Genomic DNA, 15,465 nt, shown 5'->3' on the forward strand with positions numbered 1-15,465 from the left:
TGACCCCGAGGCGGTTCACTACACACTACATGATAGAGGACAACCCATCAAGCTCAATCTTCCCGCACACCCCATTATGTCCAGTGTCTTCTTTAGCAAACACCCCACTACGTCCAGTGTCTGACGGACGCAAGACAGTGGACAGAGTGGGGTGACTATATCAGACTTGATCACCGAACCGTTGTTGGATTGATTCGGTTTTACCTACGATGTCTACTGTCTCTTCGAGTGCTTCTAAAAGAAGCTCTGGACTCGTATCGAGGCTATACTCGTAGTACCGTCCGCCTGCTTCCCCTTTGTTCCGCTCCGTACGGCTCGCGATTCCAAGCATAGCTAACTCACCAAGATGGTCACGCATTCGACGCGGGACAAGTGGATCAACAGCGGCGCGCTCGCAAACCAGCTCATATTGTGGTTGAACATCTCGAGCGCGCGTAGGAGTTTTCCCTTCCTCATTTAGAATCAAAAGTGCGTAGAGAACGAGTTGGCCCTGATGAGTAAGCCCGTTAACTCCCTCAACAACGCGGCTTTTCTCAAGTGAGTCACGTGCCTCATCAACATGTGCTTCAGTGAGTTGTTCAGCCTGGTGTTCAACGGCTATATCACCCGTTTCCATCAGAAGATCAAGGCTCTGCCGAGCGTCACCGGCGTCCTTTGCACCGTATGCAGCACATTTCGCAATGACAGCATCTGGAACGACGTCTTTGTGGAATGCGATATCAGCCCGCTGTCGAAGGATGTCACGGAGTTCAGCTGCCTCGTACGCTGGAAATTGGAGTTCCTTTTCACAGAGGCTCGATTGAACCTTTGACGAGAGTCCTTCGCGGAATTTGAAATCGTTTGATATTCCGATGATACCGACCTTTGCTTCTGTAAGGTTCTTGTTGGCCCTTGCGCGAGGGATTTGATAGAGGATAGAATCGTCATCAATGTGGTCGACTTCGTCAAGGACGATAATTACTGTATTGCCGACCTTATCAAGTTCCTCCCAGAGCATTTCGTAAATTTGGCGCTTTGAGTACCCAGTTGTGACGTGTTCTTCAGAGGGACGGATTTCGTTAATCAGTTGAATCGCCACTTGGTAGCTCGTGGAAAGGTCTTCGCAGTTTGTCCGAATCGTTGTGATATCGACATCGTACTCTTCCGCGTCCGACTGAAGTTCTGAAAGAAGATATCCGGTACAGGCCGTCTTACCCACGCCTGCTTTTCCGTAGAGAAAGATGTTCGATGGCTGGTCACCATTAATCACGGGCTGGAGAGCAGAGATATACTGTTGCAATTCCTCATCACGGCCCACGATTTTCTCGGGTTGATAATCCTCACGGAGGATATCCCGGTCACGATAGATGTTCGTATCTGGCTCGAACAGCCCCATTGAACCAAGTCTCGTTAGATAGGGTAATAAAACCACCGTGTCTACTGTGTCTCGTGTGTCCGCTGTCCGATTTTTCATGGGACCCACACACCCCACTATGTCCAGTGTCTCGATGAAAAGCCGTTAGGTGGTTCTGCGAACAACTATAAACGATGGAAAAGTTTATACTCTCCCATATTCAATAACTCCGAATGATAGATATCGGGGAAAAGGAGTAGAGCTACTCTAGTAAATTTTTGGCAAACCGTTGCAGTTACTCGTTCTTCGTCTGTGAAGACACTGGACATAGTGGGGTGTGGGGGTTATGTTTTGGTTTCCATATATTCACGACAATTAAGCAGTGACGATTGATCGGTACGTGGTTAGAGACAAGACTATTATCCTAACCGCGGACGAAATTCCTACGTTTTCAGGCACAAGAGGATTTCAATTCTTACAAAGGCAGTTAAAATGATCTCGTTGATTATCCCGCAGGAACGCATGTATCGTTATCGCAAGTTCAAGCATTGCATCCGCCTGCTCGGCGGTAACTGCCCGCCCTGAATAGTACGACGCCGCTCGGTTCTCGTTGTACAATGCTTGGAAGTCCTCTTTCAAATCGTCGCTGATTACTCCCAGTTCAAACGCTCGTTGGTACGCGTATTCGTGGTCCATGAAATCATGGACTGCATCGTCGCTCATCGCGATAGCATAGAATTCGAATGAGCGTTCGATCGCCCCAAACGCGAGTTCGACGACCGCTGTGTGGTAACCATTTTTATCTTGAAGGGTTTGTGCAGCGGCAATCAGACGGCATGCCTTCTTGAGCTGTGCTTCCTCTTCGGTCAGTTCGGCAAGTCCTTCTTCCGGCGTTCCACCTCGCTCAAAAGACCGATGGGCCTCTTCGAGTACATCTGTGACCACCTTCGGATCGTCACTCATCGACTAGACCCTCCATTATCGATTGGAATTTCTCGAACTCTTCGGTCTTGGAAAGTGTGATCCCAGACACGACGGTTTCAGCGATATCTTCTGTATGGGCGGGTACAGACGCCGGGGATTCAACAACGATATGAAAGTCGTATCGTTCGCCATTGATTTGCTCCGATGCGAGTTCTTTACTGATTTGAGCTGCACGTCGTTGGTTGCGGCCCCGGTGTTCGCGGACCAGCACCCAGAGATCAATGTCGCTTTGTCGATCCGCTTCACCACGTGCGACACTTCCGTAGACGAGAATTCCGAGCACCTCATCGAGGTCTTCATTGAGTGTCTCGACAGCAGCTCGTACCGGTGCGTGGAATTCTGCCTGTGGGATACGGAGCAACGGATTATCTGGAATCATCACCCGTTCTCGATTGATACTGACGAGTTTCTTGTTTCCTTCCTGTCGAATGTGGACGAGGTCATTTGCTGCGAGCACGTCGACTGCTTTTCCGACGGTCCGATGTGTGACGTCCACCATGGATGCAAGTGTTCGGATCGTGTACTCCTTGAAAGGACGATCGATTAAAAATTGAAGCAATTTATCTGTTGCTTTGTGTCGATAGAGATTCGGGTTGCTTGCTGGCACTGGAACCTGTATCGTCGCTGCAGATGTTTCTTCACCTCCCGTTGATGCCGCGTGTTGGTTACTTTCGCTCTCCATAGATACCCTATGTAACCACTACTATAAAAACTTTATACGTATGCGATTTGAATAGGTGTATGAGAATTGCTGGGGTGATGGTCGCAATCAGCACGCATGGTTGCGAGAGTTAGTATCAGATACTAACTTGCGAAAACCACTTTCAGATCTGCTCTTTCCGAATCGTCACTATATCTGCCGCCACTCGTCCCGATTCTTCAGCTGCAATCACGAGCAGATTCGGCGCTGGCGTACAGGGCGCTTGATCACCGACGTGAAATCCTGCATCTGCAGCACTGGGGAGTTGCACCTGGTATCCATTGCCCGCTATTTGGAGTGAAGCGTTTGCGACTCGGTGGATTGAGACGGTATCGAGCGCGGCTGACGTCGCGAGTTCGACGATGTTCTCGTCGGTGATGCGGTCGATGTCGATAACGAGGAGGAGACCGTCGAATGCGAACACGCGAATGTTGGCAAGGCGGGTTATTTCGTCGTCAGTCTCTTCTACAAGTCCAGCGGCTCGGGCAGGCTTTGTGACCTGGAGAGCGAGACCATCGCCGGAGCGTTTGATTTTGTTGGGCATTGTGGTTAGTATGAGATACTAACCCAAGAGTGTTCACCTTGGGAGATGCGCTCGGTTCAGACTTGTTGGTGAGAATCGCTGGAGTTGTGAACCCCCTCACGTGTCTTCAGTTTCACTTCCGCTGTGGTTGGCTGAAGACTTTATCCGTCGGGTACCAAGTGTTGAGTGCAGTTAGCGTAACCCAGCAGACGATGTGAACTCTCGTACTCATCCCAACCCATACACCCACATCGGCTGCTTATTCCCCTTACTACACCACACTAATAGTGGCTCGAACAGACACCGACCGAGGGTTTACCTGTGCGGTAGATGAATTGGAGAGTACGAATGGTTCCAAATGGGAAGTCGCCACTCTCCCCACTCGCCCAAGACGCGCTTGATGCGCTTGCGAGACGTCTCCCAGAAGAGCGCGAGCTCACCTACGAGCAGGCCTATTCGATTTTGGACGATGAAGAGGATCTTGGACGACCATCTGCCGAGGATATCATCGAACGACTCTACATGAAAGGTCATCTCTACGAGGTTGAGGGGAAGCTCCGGCTCACGGATTACGGGTCTGAATAGCGAAGTCGGTCTCGAGAGAAGAAAGCGTGGTTACTACCTCGAAGTATGGAACGATTTCGTTGATCAGCTAGTCGGGCATGGGGTTTTACCAGTATCGCGTTGTGTCCCGATCGGTTTGTAGATGAGAATGGTGTAGTCGCTCCGAACCGTGACGAGATAGTCCTCGATCGTGAATCGCACCTCAATGTCACTCTTTTTCGATGCACTTGCTTCGATGATCTCTTCGAGCGCATCTGGATTCACGTATTCGTACAGCGAGAGCGTGGTCTGGCCCACTGTCGGTTCAATCACGTCCATGAGCACGTCGATAACGCCGGTAACAATCTCCGGACGCGATGCTTCGGGGTCAATCGTCTTGGATGCGACTAATGCGTATTGGGATGATAGACTCGGGCCAGAAGCATCGACGGCAGAGCCAAACCAGGTGGTCGTTTCTAGGGTCATTGTGGTACTCTGGGTATGTTCGATACTGTCTACAATTCATTAAGTACTCCCCGCCGTTTATTTCGTTCAATCTCAATTCGGATTGTTTGAGTTAATTTTGGGCCGTCTTGCTGTCGTTGTTCGACTCGTTTCGCTTCTCTGTCTCTTGTTTGACACTGATACCAGCCACTCAAAACTAAAATCAAATTTTGTGCTTCCAGTATTTCTTTTAGGTTCCTGGCCGTTGATTCACATGCACTCACACAGTCCATAACAGAGCCACACTGTCTGGTGCCATCACCCAGAGACATCTTTCATGAGGGGCTGTCTGTGAGTTGCACCCCGAACTGCCGCCATCCTCCCTTTCGCTGATGGGATCTTCGATAGTTCATCCAATTCTGGTTGTAATGGACCCCTGGCTTTCGGAAGCATGAATCGGAAACAGACAAATTGAGGGGGATTACTCAATATGATCCGGTTGTTTTGGAGTCGAATTGATGCACGTTTTGATGCGATAGCCAGTGCAAATCGCTTCGGCAGCATCTATCGATCTCCGAGGAACTAATCTGATTACTCATAGTATTATTTTCGATCAATTCACTGAGTCGATTTCTCCACAAGTGGCTCCATGTCGCCCGGATTTCGCGTATGAAGTAGACTCCTATCTAGCCGATCATGCTTGGTCTGAGTCGAATGCGTTGCACCGATCTCACGGTGGTATCATCCGGTCAGAACCACCGTTAGTATCACTCTTGTTTTCCCTTCATTATGGGAGTCAGCAGGTGGCGCTGTCTGTACATGTTGACAGCGGTCTTTCCGGTATTGGAATATTTGGAAGTGACTCGGGCTTGCCTAAGGGACTCTCGGTAGTTATGATTACCTGCAATGATGCAGAGTAGCCACATCGAATCTGGATGGGATGCGATCAAAGCCGAGATACGGGAGACTGAGGATGAAGAGCGTCGCGACGAGTTAGAAGGCCGATCGAGTGCGATCAAATGGATATTGGTCTCGTGTTTCGGCTACCAGGGCTTTTCGAACGCGAAGTTCGGGCGAATTGAGTGCCACGAAGCGATCAACGCGTATGCTCGGGAGATTCTGTTAGAGACAAAAGCAGTACTCAAGGAGCATGGGTGGCGGATTGTGCATGGCATCGTCGATAGTGTGTGGGTGACGCCAATCGAAGGAGAAGAACAAACGTCTCTGTCTAAGCTTGTCTCGGAAATTCCCGAGGAGGTGGCGATTTGGCTTGAGCATGAAGCCCACTACGACTGGATAGCGTTCGTGCCATTACGTGATTTGGATGCTGGTGCCTTGACGAAGTACTTCGGAAAGGTCGCTGGCGAAGACGAGTACAAGTATCGGGGCATCGAGTGTCGCCAGCGAAGCTCGCCCTCGTATATCGACGACGCGCAGAAAGCGTTGATTCGAGCGGTGGATGCGTATCGTGGTCCAGAGGCGGTTTGAGAAAGCGGGTCGTGGGTGGATCGGCTTGATCGGGGAGCGGTCGATCCGTATGAGTTGGTAATCACGAATCGGGTTTCGAAAAAGCGGGAGGACTACACGCAATCGACGCGGAGTGTGGCGGCATTAGAGCGAGCGGCTGAGTTGGGTTGACGCGTGCCCCTGGTCAGAGTGTATCGTATGTTGTGGTCGACGATTCGAAGGACTCGCGAGAGCGGGTGCAGTTGGCGAGTGAGGAGTTGGACGAGTATGATACCGGGTTTTATCGGGAGTTGTTGGTACGGGCGGCAGCGAGTGTGGTGTCACCGCTGGGATGGCGAGAATCGGATATTGAACGGGAGCTAGGGCAGTATACCGAGTCGAGTTTAGTGTCTTTTAGGTAATATTTGTATACCGCCATCAATCCTGATCCAAGATGTCGATAGCGAAGATCAAATAACTTGCGTAAAGAGTCTCACTGCCACTATTGCAAGCGTGATGCCAATTGCGCTTGCTACCATTCGAATCGCTCCTCGTTTAATCCGGGCATTCAAATCCTGTCCATCAGGCACATCGCCCAACCGTTTGACAAAAATGTTCGCTGCGATTCCGGATATCATCAGAAATGCCCCACCATACAGTGATGGATCGATTGGTACCAACGTTGGAAGGATAAGCGGAATTCCGATCACAACGATAGTTGTCCATCCAACCATGAAGTGACGAATCCATCGAGTGCGACGATGAGAGGCGTCATACAATGCAGTGACTGCTGGGAGAGACAAACCATATTGTGTGAGTTCTGAGCGGACCCGCTCATAGTCCTCATATGGTATAACAAAGCTGTCTGGATCGGTATAATTCGTATTGTGGTAGACCACATCCACGACTACATGGCCGGGGATCGGATACGGACGAAGTCGCTCCACTTCTTCAAGTTCAATTCCTGGATTGTCGCCAACAATCGCGGCGGCTACTGCATTCTGCTGGTAGTCAATGTTTGGGAGGGCGATTGCAATACGTTCTTGGTCGTGGTTCAGTACATAGTGCGTTGCGCTCTCCCCACCTGCTCGAAACCAGACCATGAGGAAGTAGATAAACGCGAGGAAAAGGGAGGCGTACAGGGCTGGTTTGCCGACGAACGGGTATGCTGCGAGAGCGAGCCCGGATGGTGCACCGACCAACAGTACCCAGTGCCACGGCTTCATACTGACAATCGTGCACCAGCATCGGAGTGGGAGGTATCTGAGCTGCTCAAGAGTGAGCTGCCACTGCAGGTGATTGTCGCGGTTGTCCTCCCATGCAGACATATGTACTAAATTCAGCCGAATTGATATAATGGTTCGGTGTGGCAGTTCGCACTCTACAGGCGGGCCAGGCCGAGTGCCTCGGGGCTTGACCCCAAGACGGTTCACGTAAAACACGAGAAACCGGACAACCCCGAGAAGGTGCAAAACTGGCTACCAGCCCCCGACGGTAGCATGCGCTTTGCGGCTCGATTCTATGGACCCCACTGGTCGCTGGTCGACGGGCCATATGACATGCCCGAAGTCGTCCTTGCGGAGAAATGACGACTCCTCACTTCATCTCCAACCAGATAGTTGGCCTGCTGCATATTTCCTATTCGGTAGCCCAGTCTTAGCTGAGTGCTGGTAGTTCGATCAGCTACTGCTGAATAGAACGCGCTTATTCATCATGTGACGATAGGAAGTTCAACGCCACTGTCTCTGACTACTCGCCCATGGGCTCAGATGTGGACGCTTCATTTCCGCCCGAGTCCCCTTCGGCGCCACCGCGCTGGCCGAGTTCCTGATCAACCATCAGGAGACCGGGACCGTCGTCACCAACGTGCTTGAGTTTATCCAGAACGCCCTGTGCTGTCGCCTCCTCCTCGACCTGCTCTGCAACGAACCACTGGAGCATGTTCTCGGTCGCGTTGTCGTTCTCTTCACGGGCGAGTGCGACGAGGTCATTGATCATCCCGGTTATTTCGACCTCGTGTTCGTAGGCTGCCTCGAAGGCGTCAGACGGACTGGACCACTCCTTTGGCGGACTGTCAATAGTATCCAGAGTAACTCGTCCGTCGCGCTCGATGACGAAGTCATAAATTCGCATCGCGTGAGCACGCTCCTCGTCGGCCTGGGCCCGCATCCACGATGCGAACCCGGGCAGACCTTCATCCTCGTAGTAGGCCGCCATCGAGAGGTACAAGTACTCCGAGTAGAGTTCAGCGTTGATCTGTTCGTTCAATGCCTCCTCGAGCGAATCTTTGAGCATAGCGTCTAGGTTAACGCTTGGCCATGGCATCATTGTTGGGGTCAACGAAACCAAATCCTATTCGAAGTATGTGATGGATGGTTGATGGGTATGTGCAGTACTGGAGATACTGACTACGCCCTCTGTATCTGGCACAGCATCCCTGATAGATGATCATAGGGAGATATCAGAATACTGACTTGTCAGCTTGGTCCGCTTCAACACGTTCTCAGTCAAGCCGTCCTCGACTGTTGTTAGTGAGGATAATCGATTATACCGTTGTAATAGAGAGAGGGCCCCGAGCGTGATCTCGATGTGATCTTCACCGTCCCCGATTGTGCGCTCGGCGTGGCTGTTAGGTATCTTTGACGGCGTTGACTGTCGTTGATTTGTGTATAACTGCGTCAGCTGAGTGGATCTGAATCATCTCCCACCCCTTTGGGATTGTCCGGTAGTGCGGTGGTAAAAACCGCTCGCTGACAACGATCGCTCGTACGACCAGGTCGAGAAATCTAAAGTAGGATGTCGAAAAATGGGTGATATTCCCATCCACCGGCTAAATTCTACTTTTTTGAAAGAAATCCAACCTAGGAAGTGGCACTGAATATAAGTCTGGGTACTGATAAGTATCTAATAGCACGTATCATCTGTATGCGTCTCGTTCAAGTGCTTATTCCGAAAGGTGATCGAGCAGATATTCTTGAGGCACTCGATGAGGAAGGGATCGATTATGCCGTCTGGGAGGAGACAGGTCGCGGTAAATTTGAAGCACTGGTTTCTTTTCCAGTCCCCGACTCTGGTGTCGAACCAGTGCTCGATAGCCTCTATTCGGCAGGTGTAAAGGAGAGTTCCTATACAATCGTTGTGCCGACGGAGACGGTGGTCTCCGAACGTATCAAATCACTCAAGAACCGTTATCAGGGGCACCGTATCTCGCGCGATGAACTTATCGCACGTGCCGAGGATCTCGCTCCTGCGTCTTCGACGTTTTTCATCTTCCTTGTAGTGAGCACCTTGATTGCGACGACCGGCTTGCTTCTCAATTCAGCGGCAACCATTATCGGTGCGATGGTCATCGCACCGCTCATGGGACCGGCTATTTCGGCCAGTGTCGGGGCCGTTCTCGCGGACTCCGATATGACATCACGAGGTGTGCGACTTCAGGTAACCGGTCTGCTCGCTGCGGTCGTGACTGCTGCAATCCTCGGTTTACTGTTGAAAGAGACAGTTTTCCTCCCACCGGTCGATATTCGAACGATTCCACAAGTTCTCGAACGAACCTCGCCGAATTTTCTCTCGCTCTTTCTGGCGCTTGGATCGGGCGTCGCCGGCGCTGTGAGCGTTATCCGGGGTGCTGGGTCGTCACTCGTCGGGGTGGCCATCGCAGTAGCACTTATCCCTCCTGCCGCCACTGCGGGCCTCGGTCTCGCGTGGGGACATCCTGGTGTCATCCTCACTGCTGGCGTTCTCGTGCTGGTGAATCTACTCGCTATCAACCTCTCGGCACTCATTCTGTTGTGGCTCGCAGGATATCGTCCCGAGAAGGGAAAGCATGCAATACGTGCTCAACAGGCAGTTCGCATCCGAATTGCGACCGTCCTTTCTGGCCTCGTCCTGCTGTCGATAGTCCTCAGTGTTGTCACTTGGGCGTCATTCGGAGTTGGAACTGTAGAGACCGAGGCAAACGCAGAAACTAAGGCGATGTTCGACAGTGGCCAATTCGGTGACTTGGAGTTTGAGCATGCCACCGTCGACTATGACATCGATGAGGTTCTTCTCGACCATCCCGCTGAAGTGACTGTTGTCGTGTCGCACGGGCCGAACGCACAAATACCGTCTAATATCGCAACTCAGATCGATGAACGTCTGACAAAAACGACCGGAGAAGAGATTATCGTACATATCGAGTTCGTGCGTGGACAACATTCGACCTGACATGGGATACACCGATACCTCCTGATGCGGTTCAAGATGACCTCCTGTCGATTCTCAGACGAGGCGACGGCAAATGGACGTTCACATCCTGCTGTGCGAACTAATAATGAGAGACCGCTCACAAACTCGCTCTTGTCTATTCAGCGCGAGACAGTGGACGCGCTGAGTGTTCCGTTCCATCGGATGCGGCCGAGTGACACGCCCAAATAACGACATCTCCGGTCTAGCTGTGGATGGAGATCTCGGATGAAAAGTAGCGAATACTCAGTGGATAGAGCCACATGATCCCCGCGTTGGTGAACGTAACGACGACCAAGTGCGAAAGAAAAGTGATTCCGACTGCACGCGACACTTGCCTAGACGACGTGACGAGGATCACTCCTCCGAAGAGAAAGTCGAGAAAGAACGGTGAGTGTATGAGTGCCGAATGAGCGGCGATCGAGTTCGTACCTGCATGTTCGATGTCGGATTACAAAACAGCGATCTCGCCGTGGCGCGCTTTCCGGCTTTGTTCAGCATCTGGCACAACGTCAGCGCCCCGGCGTTGGTCTCCTACTTCTCGCAGGAAGATAAAGCGGGGTCAGCGTCTACATCACCCGTTTCCACTGACGACTGAGTGAGGTCTACTCGACCGAGTTCGACGTTAGGTAGTTAAAGCCACGACGAGTGTTTCCAAATCTGCCGATCGAATCGATCAGGGTACTGTGAAATATCGTGAATGAAGTGGGTCTTGAATGGGAAGAAGATGGTACGTCAGTACGCTTTTGTGGCTACTGATGCCCCACTGCTATCGGAGATCGAAACGGTGTCACCGCCGTTGTTCCATACGGCAGTCGAGCGGCCCCAGAAGACATCGCTACTCGTGTCTGATCCGCTCCCCGAATGAAGCGTTACCGTCTGGCCTGGACTGAGCGTCAGACTTGAGAACGTGTACGTCTACCCCGATTCGTCCGTAACGGTCCACCCGGAGAGATCGATCGATGTGGAACCAGTATTTTCGAAAACGACGTATTCGTCGTTCAGATTATCGTTGTCGTTCCCCGCTGCATCCTCGTGAATCTGGGAAATACTCACAGACGCACCACCGCTACCAACATTTCGACAGGTCCACGCATTCTGTTCGGTGTTCTGGGCCGACCGCTGGACCGTCTCGAAGAGCTGACGGCCTGCATTCGAGGCTTTTGAAACCAGATTCGTTACTTAACTCAGCTATTCGATGTACGACCGACGCGAACTCATTGTGGCTCGACTATTCGGTGCGTCGTAGTCGGTCAATGAACTCTCCAAGGCGATCTATCGAATTGCTCGTGAGAAATTCGACCACGCGCTCACTCCGGACGTACAGTCTCCGAAGTGAACGAATCTTCTCCAGATCAGCTTGCGCACCCTTATCGTCGACTTCTTCTAAGCGTGTCTCGGCACTGTCCAGTGTGCGCATCATAATATCAATCTCACGTTGTACCTCGTGTTGGAGAACTTCCTGAAGAACGTGCCAAAGATCCGTTTCTGCCTCGTAGAAGACTCTTTTCCCCTCACCAGGGATCGAGCGTCGATGTACCAAGGTGAAGGCGGTTCATCTTTTGCATCGCAGTGCTCACTGTTGACTTCGCATATTCAGATTCGTCTACGAGTTCATCTAACGAAAGCGGTTCATCAGCGAAGAAGAGAATTCCATAGAGACGGCCGTAGCTCCGTTTCAAACCGTAGATATCGGCGCTTTGTGCCATTGCTTCGACTACCTCTTCACGCGCATCTTCAATCACATTGATATCCTGATCACCAGTAGTACCATTCACTATATTCGGTAAATGCCGAAAATACTAAATCATTACGGTTAGTATATTCACGACAGGCAGAATTTAGGACCATGGTGAATTTCAATCTCTCCGAGGATTCTGTCGCATGGGATACTCCGAAGCGACAGCCACCAGGGCCTGAAGGGCTTCCAGTCCTCGGTAATACACTCAGCTGTATCAGACAGCCAATGGACTTCTTCGAAGAATTACGAGAGTACGGAGACGTCGTCCGTTGTAAATTCCCAAAGATACGCGCTGTTACGCTGTTTCATCCCGAACACATTGAAGACGTTCTTATCACGGATCAAGATGACTACAGACGATGGAATTTCGACGAGTTACGGGCGATTGTTGGGAATGATTTCGCTCCCGAAGGTCTCGCGTTCAATGAGGGTGACCAGTGGCGTAACCAGCGTCACCTTCTCCAGCCAATGTTCGGACTCGATCGTCTCCGGGGCTATGCCGACGCCATGGTTGAGTCTACCGAGCGTACTGTTGAGACGTGGGACGACGGTGAAGTGGTCACACTGAATCACGAATTCTCGGATCTCACACTCGAAGTTCTCACTCACTCGTTGTTCGATCTCGATGTACGCGAACACGGTGCAGTCGTCCCTCGTGCCGCTGAAGCGCTGAACGATCGCGCTCGCATGCAGGGATTCGGATTGGTCGAACTCCTGCTGCCGTCGTGGATTCCGACCCCCGGAAATAATCGCTATCGGGAGACAATGAATGCGTTCGACGAGACTGTCGGTCGGCAGATCGCGAAACGGCGCGCAAACCCGTCGGACTACGATGACCTGCTTGCCCGCATGCTTAGTACCGAGAGTGATGCGGGCTATACGTTGTCCGATTCGGAAATCCACGATCAGATGCTTACTTTCCTGTTTGCTGGACATGAGACCACTGCTACTGCACTGACGTTCACGTGGTTACTTCTCGCGACACATCCAGAGAAGCGCGATCAGTTAGAAACCGAAGTCGAAGACGTTCTCGATGGGTCACTCCCCTCGCCCGCGGATCTTGAAGATCTTACCTACACCGGGCATGTTATCAAGGAGGCGCTTCGGCTCTATCCTCCGGCGGCGATGTTGTTCCGAGAGACTATCGCGGACACAGAGCTTGGTAAGTATACCATTCCGGAAGGGACGAAAATTCTGTTGCCCCAATTCGTCGTTCACTCAGATGAGCGATGGTATATCGATCCGGAGCAATTTCGTCCCGAGCGCTGGAAGGAGGAAACAGGACCGGACCGGCCAGAATACGCGTACTTTCCGTTTGGTGGCGGGCGACACAATTGTATTGGAATGCGATTTGCGATGATGGAGCTGAAACACATTGTTCCGATCATCGCTCAGCGCGTCGACTTTGAAGTACTGAGCGATCCCGATCCAGCGGTCCAGATGGAAATGACGCTTCAACCGACTGAGGACATCCAAACGCGTGTGCACAAACGATGACTGACATCGTCATCCACGACGCGATCGTTCTCACCGTCGATGATCGAAATCGACTGTTCGAACGGGGAACAGTGGCTGTCGATGATGGTCGGATTACGGCGATTCGTCCGTCGAATGCCGACGATGAACTAGTCGATGCAGACGCCGTTATCGATGGGGGCGGAATGGTCGTACTGCCTGGACTCGTGAACGCTCACACCCATCTCGAAATGACGCCATTGATCGGCGCGTTCAGTGATCTTGACTTGTTGGAGATGATGGGCAGTGGTATCGCACTCTTTAATCGTCTCGGTGAGGGTGACTTCGAGTATCTCGTGGAAGCGGGCTATGAACTCGCCGCACTCAATTTCCTCGTTGGTGGTGTCACTACCGTCAACTCGATGGATATCCGTCCGAGTACAGGGGCAGAAACGTTCGGTGACGCCGGTCTGCGTGGGTTCTTCGGTCCTGTGATCACGGACCTCTTTTGGGACACACCTGTCGACGAGCAGTTTGCCCGCGCTCGTTCGTTCATTGATTCGTACCACGGTTCGTACGACGGGCGAATTCGGGCTACCATCTGCCCGCACGACGATTGGTCGTGTACTCGCTCGTTATGGGAACGAACAGCCGACCTCGCCGCCGAATATCCCGATCTCCCCGTCCATACTCATCTCCTCGAACTCGAGGAGAGTAATACGATGGCGCGAGCGAATGGTGCTGGAGATTCGATCGCCCTCCTCGAGGATGTCGGTCTACTAAATAACCAGCTGATTGCCGCTCATTTCCGAATCGCCGATGACGACGATATTCACCGGGTTGCGGCAGCAGACGCGTCCGTCGCTCACTGCCCTTCGGTCTTCTGTTATTGGAACCCGGATGGAGAGACACAGTGGACGCCTGTTCCGGAGTTGCGGGCTGCAGGAGTCGACGTTGGAATAGGCATTGACGATCACTACTGGCATGATTCGTATAGTCTGTTTGGGGAGGCACGACAGACTCGCCTCGCGGCCAACCTCGAGCGAGGGGCGGGACAATTTTCTTCGATGGAGTTGGTGCGGATGCTTACCATCGAGGGCGCACGGGCTCTCGGTGTCGGAGATGAAATCGGTAGTCTCGAACCCGGCAAACGTGCCGATATGATTCTCCTTGACGTGGACAAGCCCAAATTCACGCCACTCACCAATATCCCTGCCCAGGTGGTAAACAACGCCGCACCGGCTGACGTAGCGTCCGTGATCGTGAATGGGGATATAGTGATGCGTGACAGGGATGTCCAGACAATGGATCCTGCGGCTATTCAGGAGTCTGTCGAATCGGCTGTGGAACGCTTCGAAGCGAGTTCCGGATGGAACCTTGATATTAGTAAGGGTGATCCGCCGAGTGCTGTAGAAACTGTTCATGACTTGCCGAAATGCGGTCCTGTTCACCTGCTGAGTCGTCTTGCATTCCAGTCAGTCAAAGATCGACTTCGATTGTAGGTGTGTTTCCATTCCCTCTCCTCTTGCTCAGTATTTCAACTCACAATATCATCCCGTTGAGTAGTCACACCCATTGTGATCAGTACAACAAATGAAACCACGTTGCAGCCACAGCTATATTCTGTTGTGACTTCTTGAAAGTCTAATTGAGCGACCAATACGAGAGGTATTCGTGCGTCTTCCTTGCTCTCTCGAAGAGCGATTGATGATTAGTATTAAATACTAACATAGACAAGTCCATCCCCCTGCCATCGAGTTCTTCACGGTAATACGTAACTGTCCTCTTCTAAAATTGTAGTCATCACGCTCGTACTCGGAGAACAACTCTCGCGTAGAATGCTTGCCACACAACGGTCACTCAATATTTGTTCCTCGAGAGGTCATGAGTCTTGACTTCATTTCTTTCGTCCTGAAATAAATTAAAACGAGTTACTTTGGTGGACTGTGACTGTACCACTTGTTGTCTTTCCGTTGTCAGCATTTTCATAATCGTCTAGTCCGTTGTCAGGAATATCGGTACCGGTATGCTCGTCGACGAGCTCCCGGTCCCAACCAGCGAGCAAGAGT

Annotated in this window: 13 protein-coding genes and 1 pseudogene; 5 read left to right on the plus strand and 9 right to left on the minus strand. The window is 51.8% G+C overall.

The window, feature by feature from the left end; genetic code table 11:
- Nucleotides 1-160: 160 nt before the first annotated feature.
- The 4 genes from V5735_RS20225 to V5735_RS20240 all read right to left on the minus strand — a co-directional run bounded on the left by V5735_RS20225 (nt 161) and on the right by V5735_RS20240 (nt 3,561).
- Complete coding sequence (locus V5735_RS20225) at nt 161-1,375, minus strand: orc1/cdc6 family replication initiation protein (RefSeq protein ID WP_423746575.1); 1,215 nt, start codon at nt 1,373-1,375, stop codon at nt 161-163.
- Between the two features lie 426 nt (nt 1,376-1,801).
- Nucleotides 1,802-2,296 carry a DNA-binding protein gene (locus tag V5735_RS20230; RefSeq protein WP_423746576.1) on the minus strand — a complete coding sequence of 165 codons (495 nt, stop codon included), beginning with the start codon at nt 2,294-2,296 and terminating at the stop codon, nt 1,802-1,804.
- Nucleotides 2,289-2,999 carry a nucleotidyltransferase domain-containing protein gene (locus V5735_RS20235; protein ID WP_423746577.1) on the minus strand — a complete coding sequence of 237 codons (711 nt, stop codon included), beginning with the start codon at nt 2,997-2,999 and terminating at the stop codon, nt 2,289-2,291. The genes V5735_RS20230 and V5735_RS20235 overlap by 8 nt, the downstream gene beginning before the upstream one ends.
- Nucleotides 3,000-3,141: 142 nt before the next feature.
- Nucleotides 3,142-3,561 (minus strand): hypothetical protein, encoded by a 420-nt coding sequence (locus V5735_RS20240; RefSeq protein WP_423746578.1) that lies wholly within the window; start codon nt 3,559-3,561, stop codon nt 3,142-3,144.
- 327 nt (nt 3,562-3,888) lie between these two features.
- On the opposite strand from V5735_RS20240, the gene V5735_RS20245 reads away from it, so the two are divergent.
- Complete coding sequence (locus tag V5735_RS20245; protein WP_423746579.1) at nt 3,889-4,125, plus strand: hypothetical protein; 237 nt, start codon at nt 3,889-3,891, stop codon at nt 4,123-4,125.
- A gap of 63 nt (nt 4,126-4,188) precedes the next feature.
- Here the strand turns inward: V5735_RS20245 and V5735_RS20250 are convergent, their stop codons facing one another.
- Nucleotides 4,189-4,569, minus strand: coding sequence for a HalOD1 output domain-containing protein (locus V5735_RS20250; RefSeq protein WP_423746580.1), 381 nt, complete (start codon nt 4,567-4,569; stop codon nt 4,189-4,191).
- Between the two features lie 864 nt (nt 4,570-5,433).
- Between V5735_RS20250 and V5735_RS20255 the strand changes: the two genes are divergently transcribed.
- A complete protein-coding gene (locus V5735_RS20255; protein WP_423746581.1) occupies nt 5,434-6,015 on the plus strand; it encodes a DNA polymerase domain-containing protein in 582 nt (193 codons plus the stop codon).
- Nucleotides 6,016-6,443: 428 nt separating this feature from the next.
- On the opposite strand, the gene V5735_RS20260 is transcribed toward V5735_RS20255, so the two are convergent.
- Both V5735_RS20260 and V5735_RS20265 read right to left on the minus strand, forming a co-directional pair.
- Nucleotides 6,444-7,301, minus strand: a complete 858-nt coding sequence (locus V5735_RS20260) for a hypothetical protein (RefSeq protein WP_423746582.1) — start codon at nt 7,299-7,301, stop codon at nt 6,444-6,446.
- Nucleotides 7,302-7,722: 421 nt separating this feature from the next.
- The gene (locus tag V5735_RS20265) at nt 7,723-8,268 is read right to left on the minus strand and encodes a ferritin (RefSeq protein ID WP_423746583.1); all 546 of its coding nucleotides are present in this window, start codon (nt 8,266-8,268) and stop codon (nt 7,723-7,725) included.
- Nucleotides 8,269-8,898: 630 nt separating this feature from the next.
- Here V5735_RS20265 and V5735_RS20270 point away from each other — a divergent pair.
- Nucleotides 8,899-10,182: a TIGR00341 family protein gene (locus V5735_RS20270; protein ID WP_423746584.1), complete on the plus strand. Its 1,284-nt coding sequence runs from the start codon at nt 8,899-8,901 to the stop codon at nt 10,180-10,182.
- 753 nt (nt 10,183-10,935) lie between these two features.
- Here the strand turns inward: V5735_RS20270 and V5735_RS20275 are convergent.
- Nucleotides 10,936-11,256 (minus strand): annotated as a pseudogene (locus tag V5735_RS20275) (lamin tail domain-containing protein).
- A 458-nt stretch (nt 11,257-11,714) separates the two neighbouring features.
- Complete coding sequence (locus tag V5735_RS20280; protein ID WP_423746585.1) at nt 11,715-11,978, minus strand: GbsR/MarR family transcriptional regulator; 264 nt, start codon at nt 11,976-11,978, stop codon at nt 11,715-11,717.
- 71 nt (nt 11,979-12,049) lie between these two features.
- On the opposite strand from V5735_RS20280, the gene V5735_RS20285 reads away from it, so the two are divergent.
- Both V5735_RS20285 and V5735_RS20290 read left to right on the plus strand, forming a co-directional pair.
- Nucleotides 12,050-13,438 carry a cytochrome P450 gene (locus V5735_RS20285; RefSeq protein WP_423746586.1) on the plus strand — a complete coding sequence of 463 codons (1,389 nt, stop codon included), beginning with the start codon at nt 12,050-12,052 and terminating at the stop codon, nt 13,436-13,438.
- On the plus strand, nt 13,435-14,898 hold the full coding sequence (locus tag V5735_RS20290; protein ID WP_423746587.1) for an amidohydrolase family protein: 1,464 nt from the start codon (nt 13,435-13,437) through the stop codon (nt 14,896-14,898). The genes V5735_RS20285 and V5735_RS20290 overlap by 4 nt, the downstream gene beginning before the upstream one ends.
- Nucleotides 14,899-15,465 lie beyond the last annotated feature (567 nt).

This window comes from Haladaptatus sp. SPP-AMP-3 (genome assembly GCF_049568665.1).
In the GTDB taxonomy this organism is placed as follows: domain Archaea; phylum Halobacteriota; class Halobacteria; order Halobacteriales; family Haladaptataceae; genus Haladaptatus; species Haladaptatus paucihalophilus.

Excerpts from the sequence above, each read along its gene's own strand:
- V5735_RS20250 (WP_423746580.1), bottom strand. The coding sequence starts at position 4,569 with ATGACCCTAGAAACGACCACCTGGTTTGGCTCTGCCGTCGATGCTTCT.
- V5735_RS20245 (WP_423746579.1), top strand. The coding sequence starts at position 3,889 with ATGGTTCCAAATGGGAAGTCGCCACTCTCCCCACTCGCCCAAGACGCG.
- V5735_RS20285 (WP_423746586.1), top strand. The coding sequence starts at position 12,050 with ATGGTGAATTTCAATCTCTCCGAGGATTCTGTCGCATGGGATACTCCG.
- V5735_RS20260 (WP_423746582.1), bottom strand. The coding sequence starts at position 7,301 with ATGTCTGCATGGGAGGACAACCGCGACAATCACCTGCAGTGGCAGCTC.
- V5735_RS20230 (WP_423746576.1), bottom strand. The coding sequence starts at position 2,296 with ATGAGTGACGATCCGAAGGTGGTCACAGATGTACTCGAAGAGGCCCAT.
- V5735_RS20290 (WP_423746587.1), top strand. The coding sequence starts at position 13,435 with ATGACTGACATCGTCATCCACGACGCGATCGTTCTCACCGTCGATGAT.
- V5735_RS20270 (WP_423746584.1), top strand. The coding sequence starts at position 8,899 with ATGCGTCTCGTTCAAGTGCTTATTCCGAAAGGTGATCGAGCAGATATT.
- V5735_RS20255 (WP_423746581.1), top strand. The coding sequence starts at position 5,434 with ATGATGCAGAGTAGCCACATCGAATCTGGATGGGATGCGATCAAAGCC.
- V5735_RS20265 (WP_423746583.1), bottom strand. The coding sequence starts at position 8,268 with ATGCTCAAAGATTCGCTCGAGGAGGCATTGAACGAACAGATCAACGCT.
- V5735_RS20240 (WP_423746578.1), bottom strand. The coding sequence starts at position 3,561 with ATGCCCAACAAAATCAAACGCTCCGGCGATGGTCTCGCTCTCCAGGTC.
- V5735_RS20235 (WP_423746577.1), bottom strand. The coding sequence starts at position 2,999 with ATGGAGAGCGAAAGTAACCAACACGCGGCATCAACGGGAGGTGAAGAA.
- V5735_RS20225 (WP_423746575.1), bottom strand. The coding sequence starts at position 1,375 with ATGGGGCTGTTCGAGCCAGATACGAACATCTATCGTGACCGGGATATC.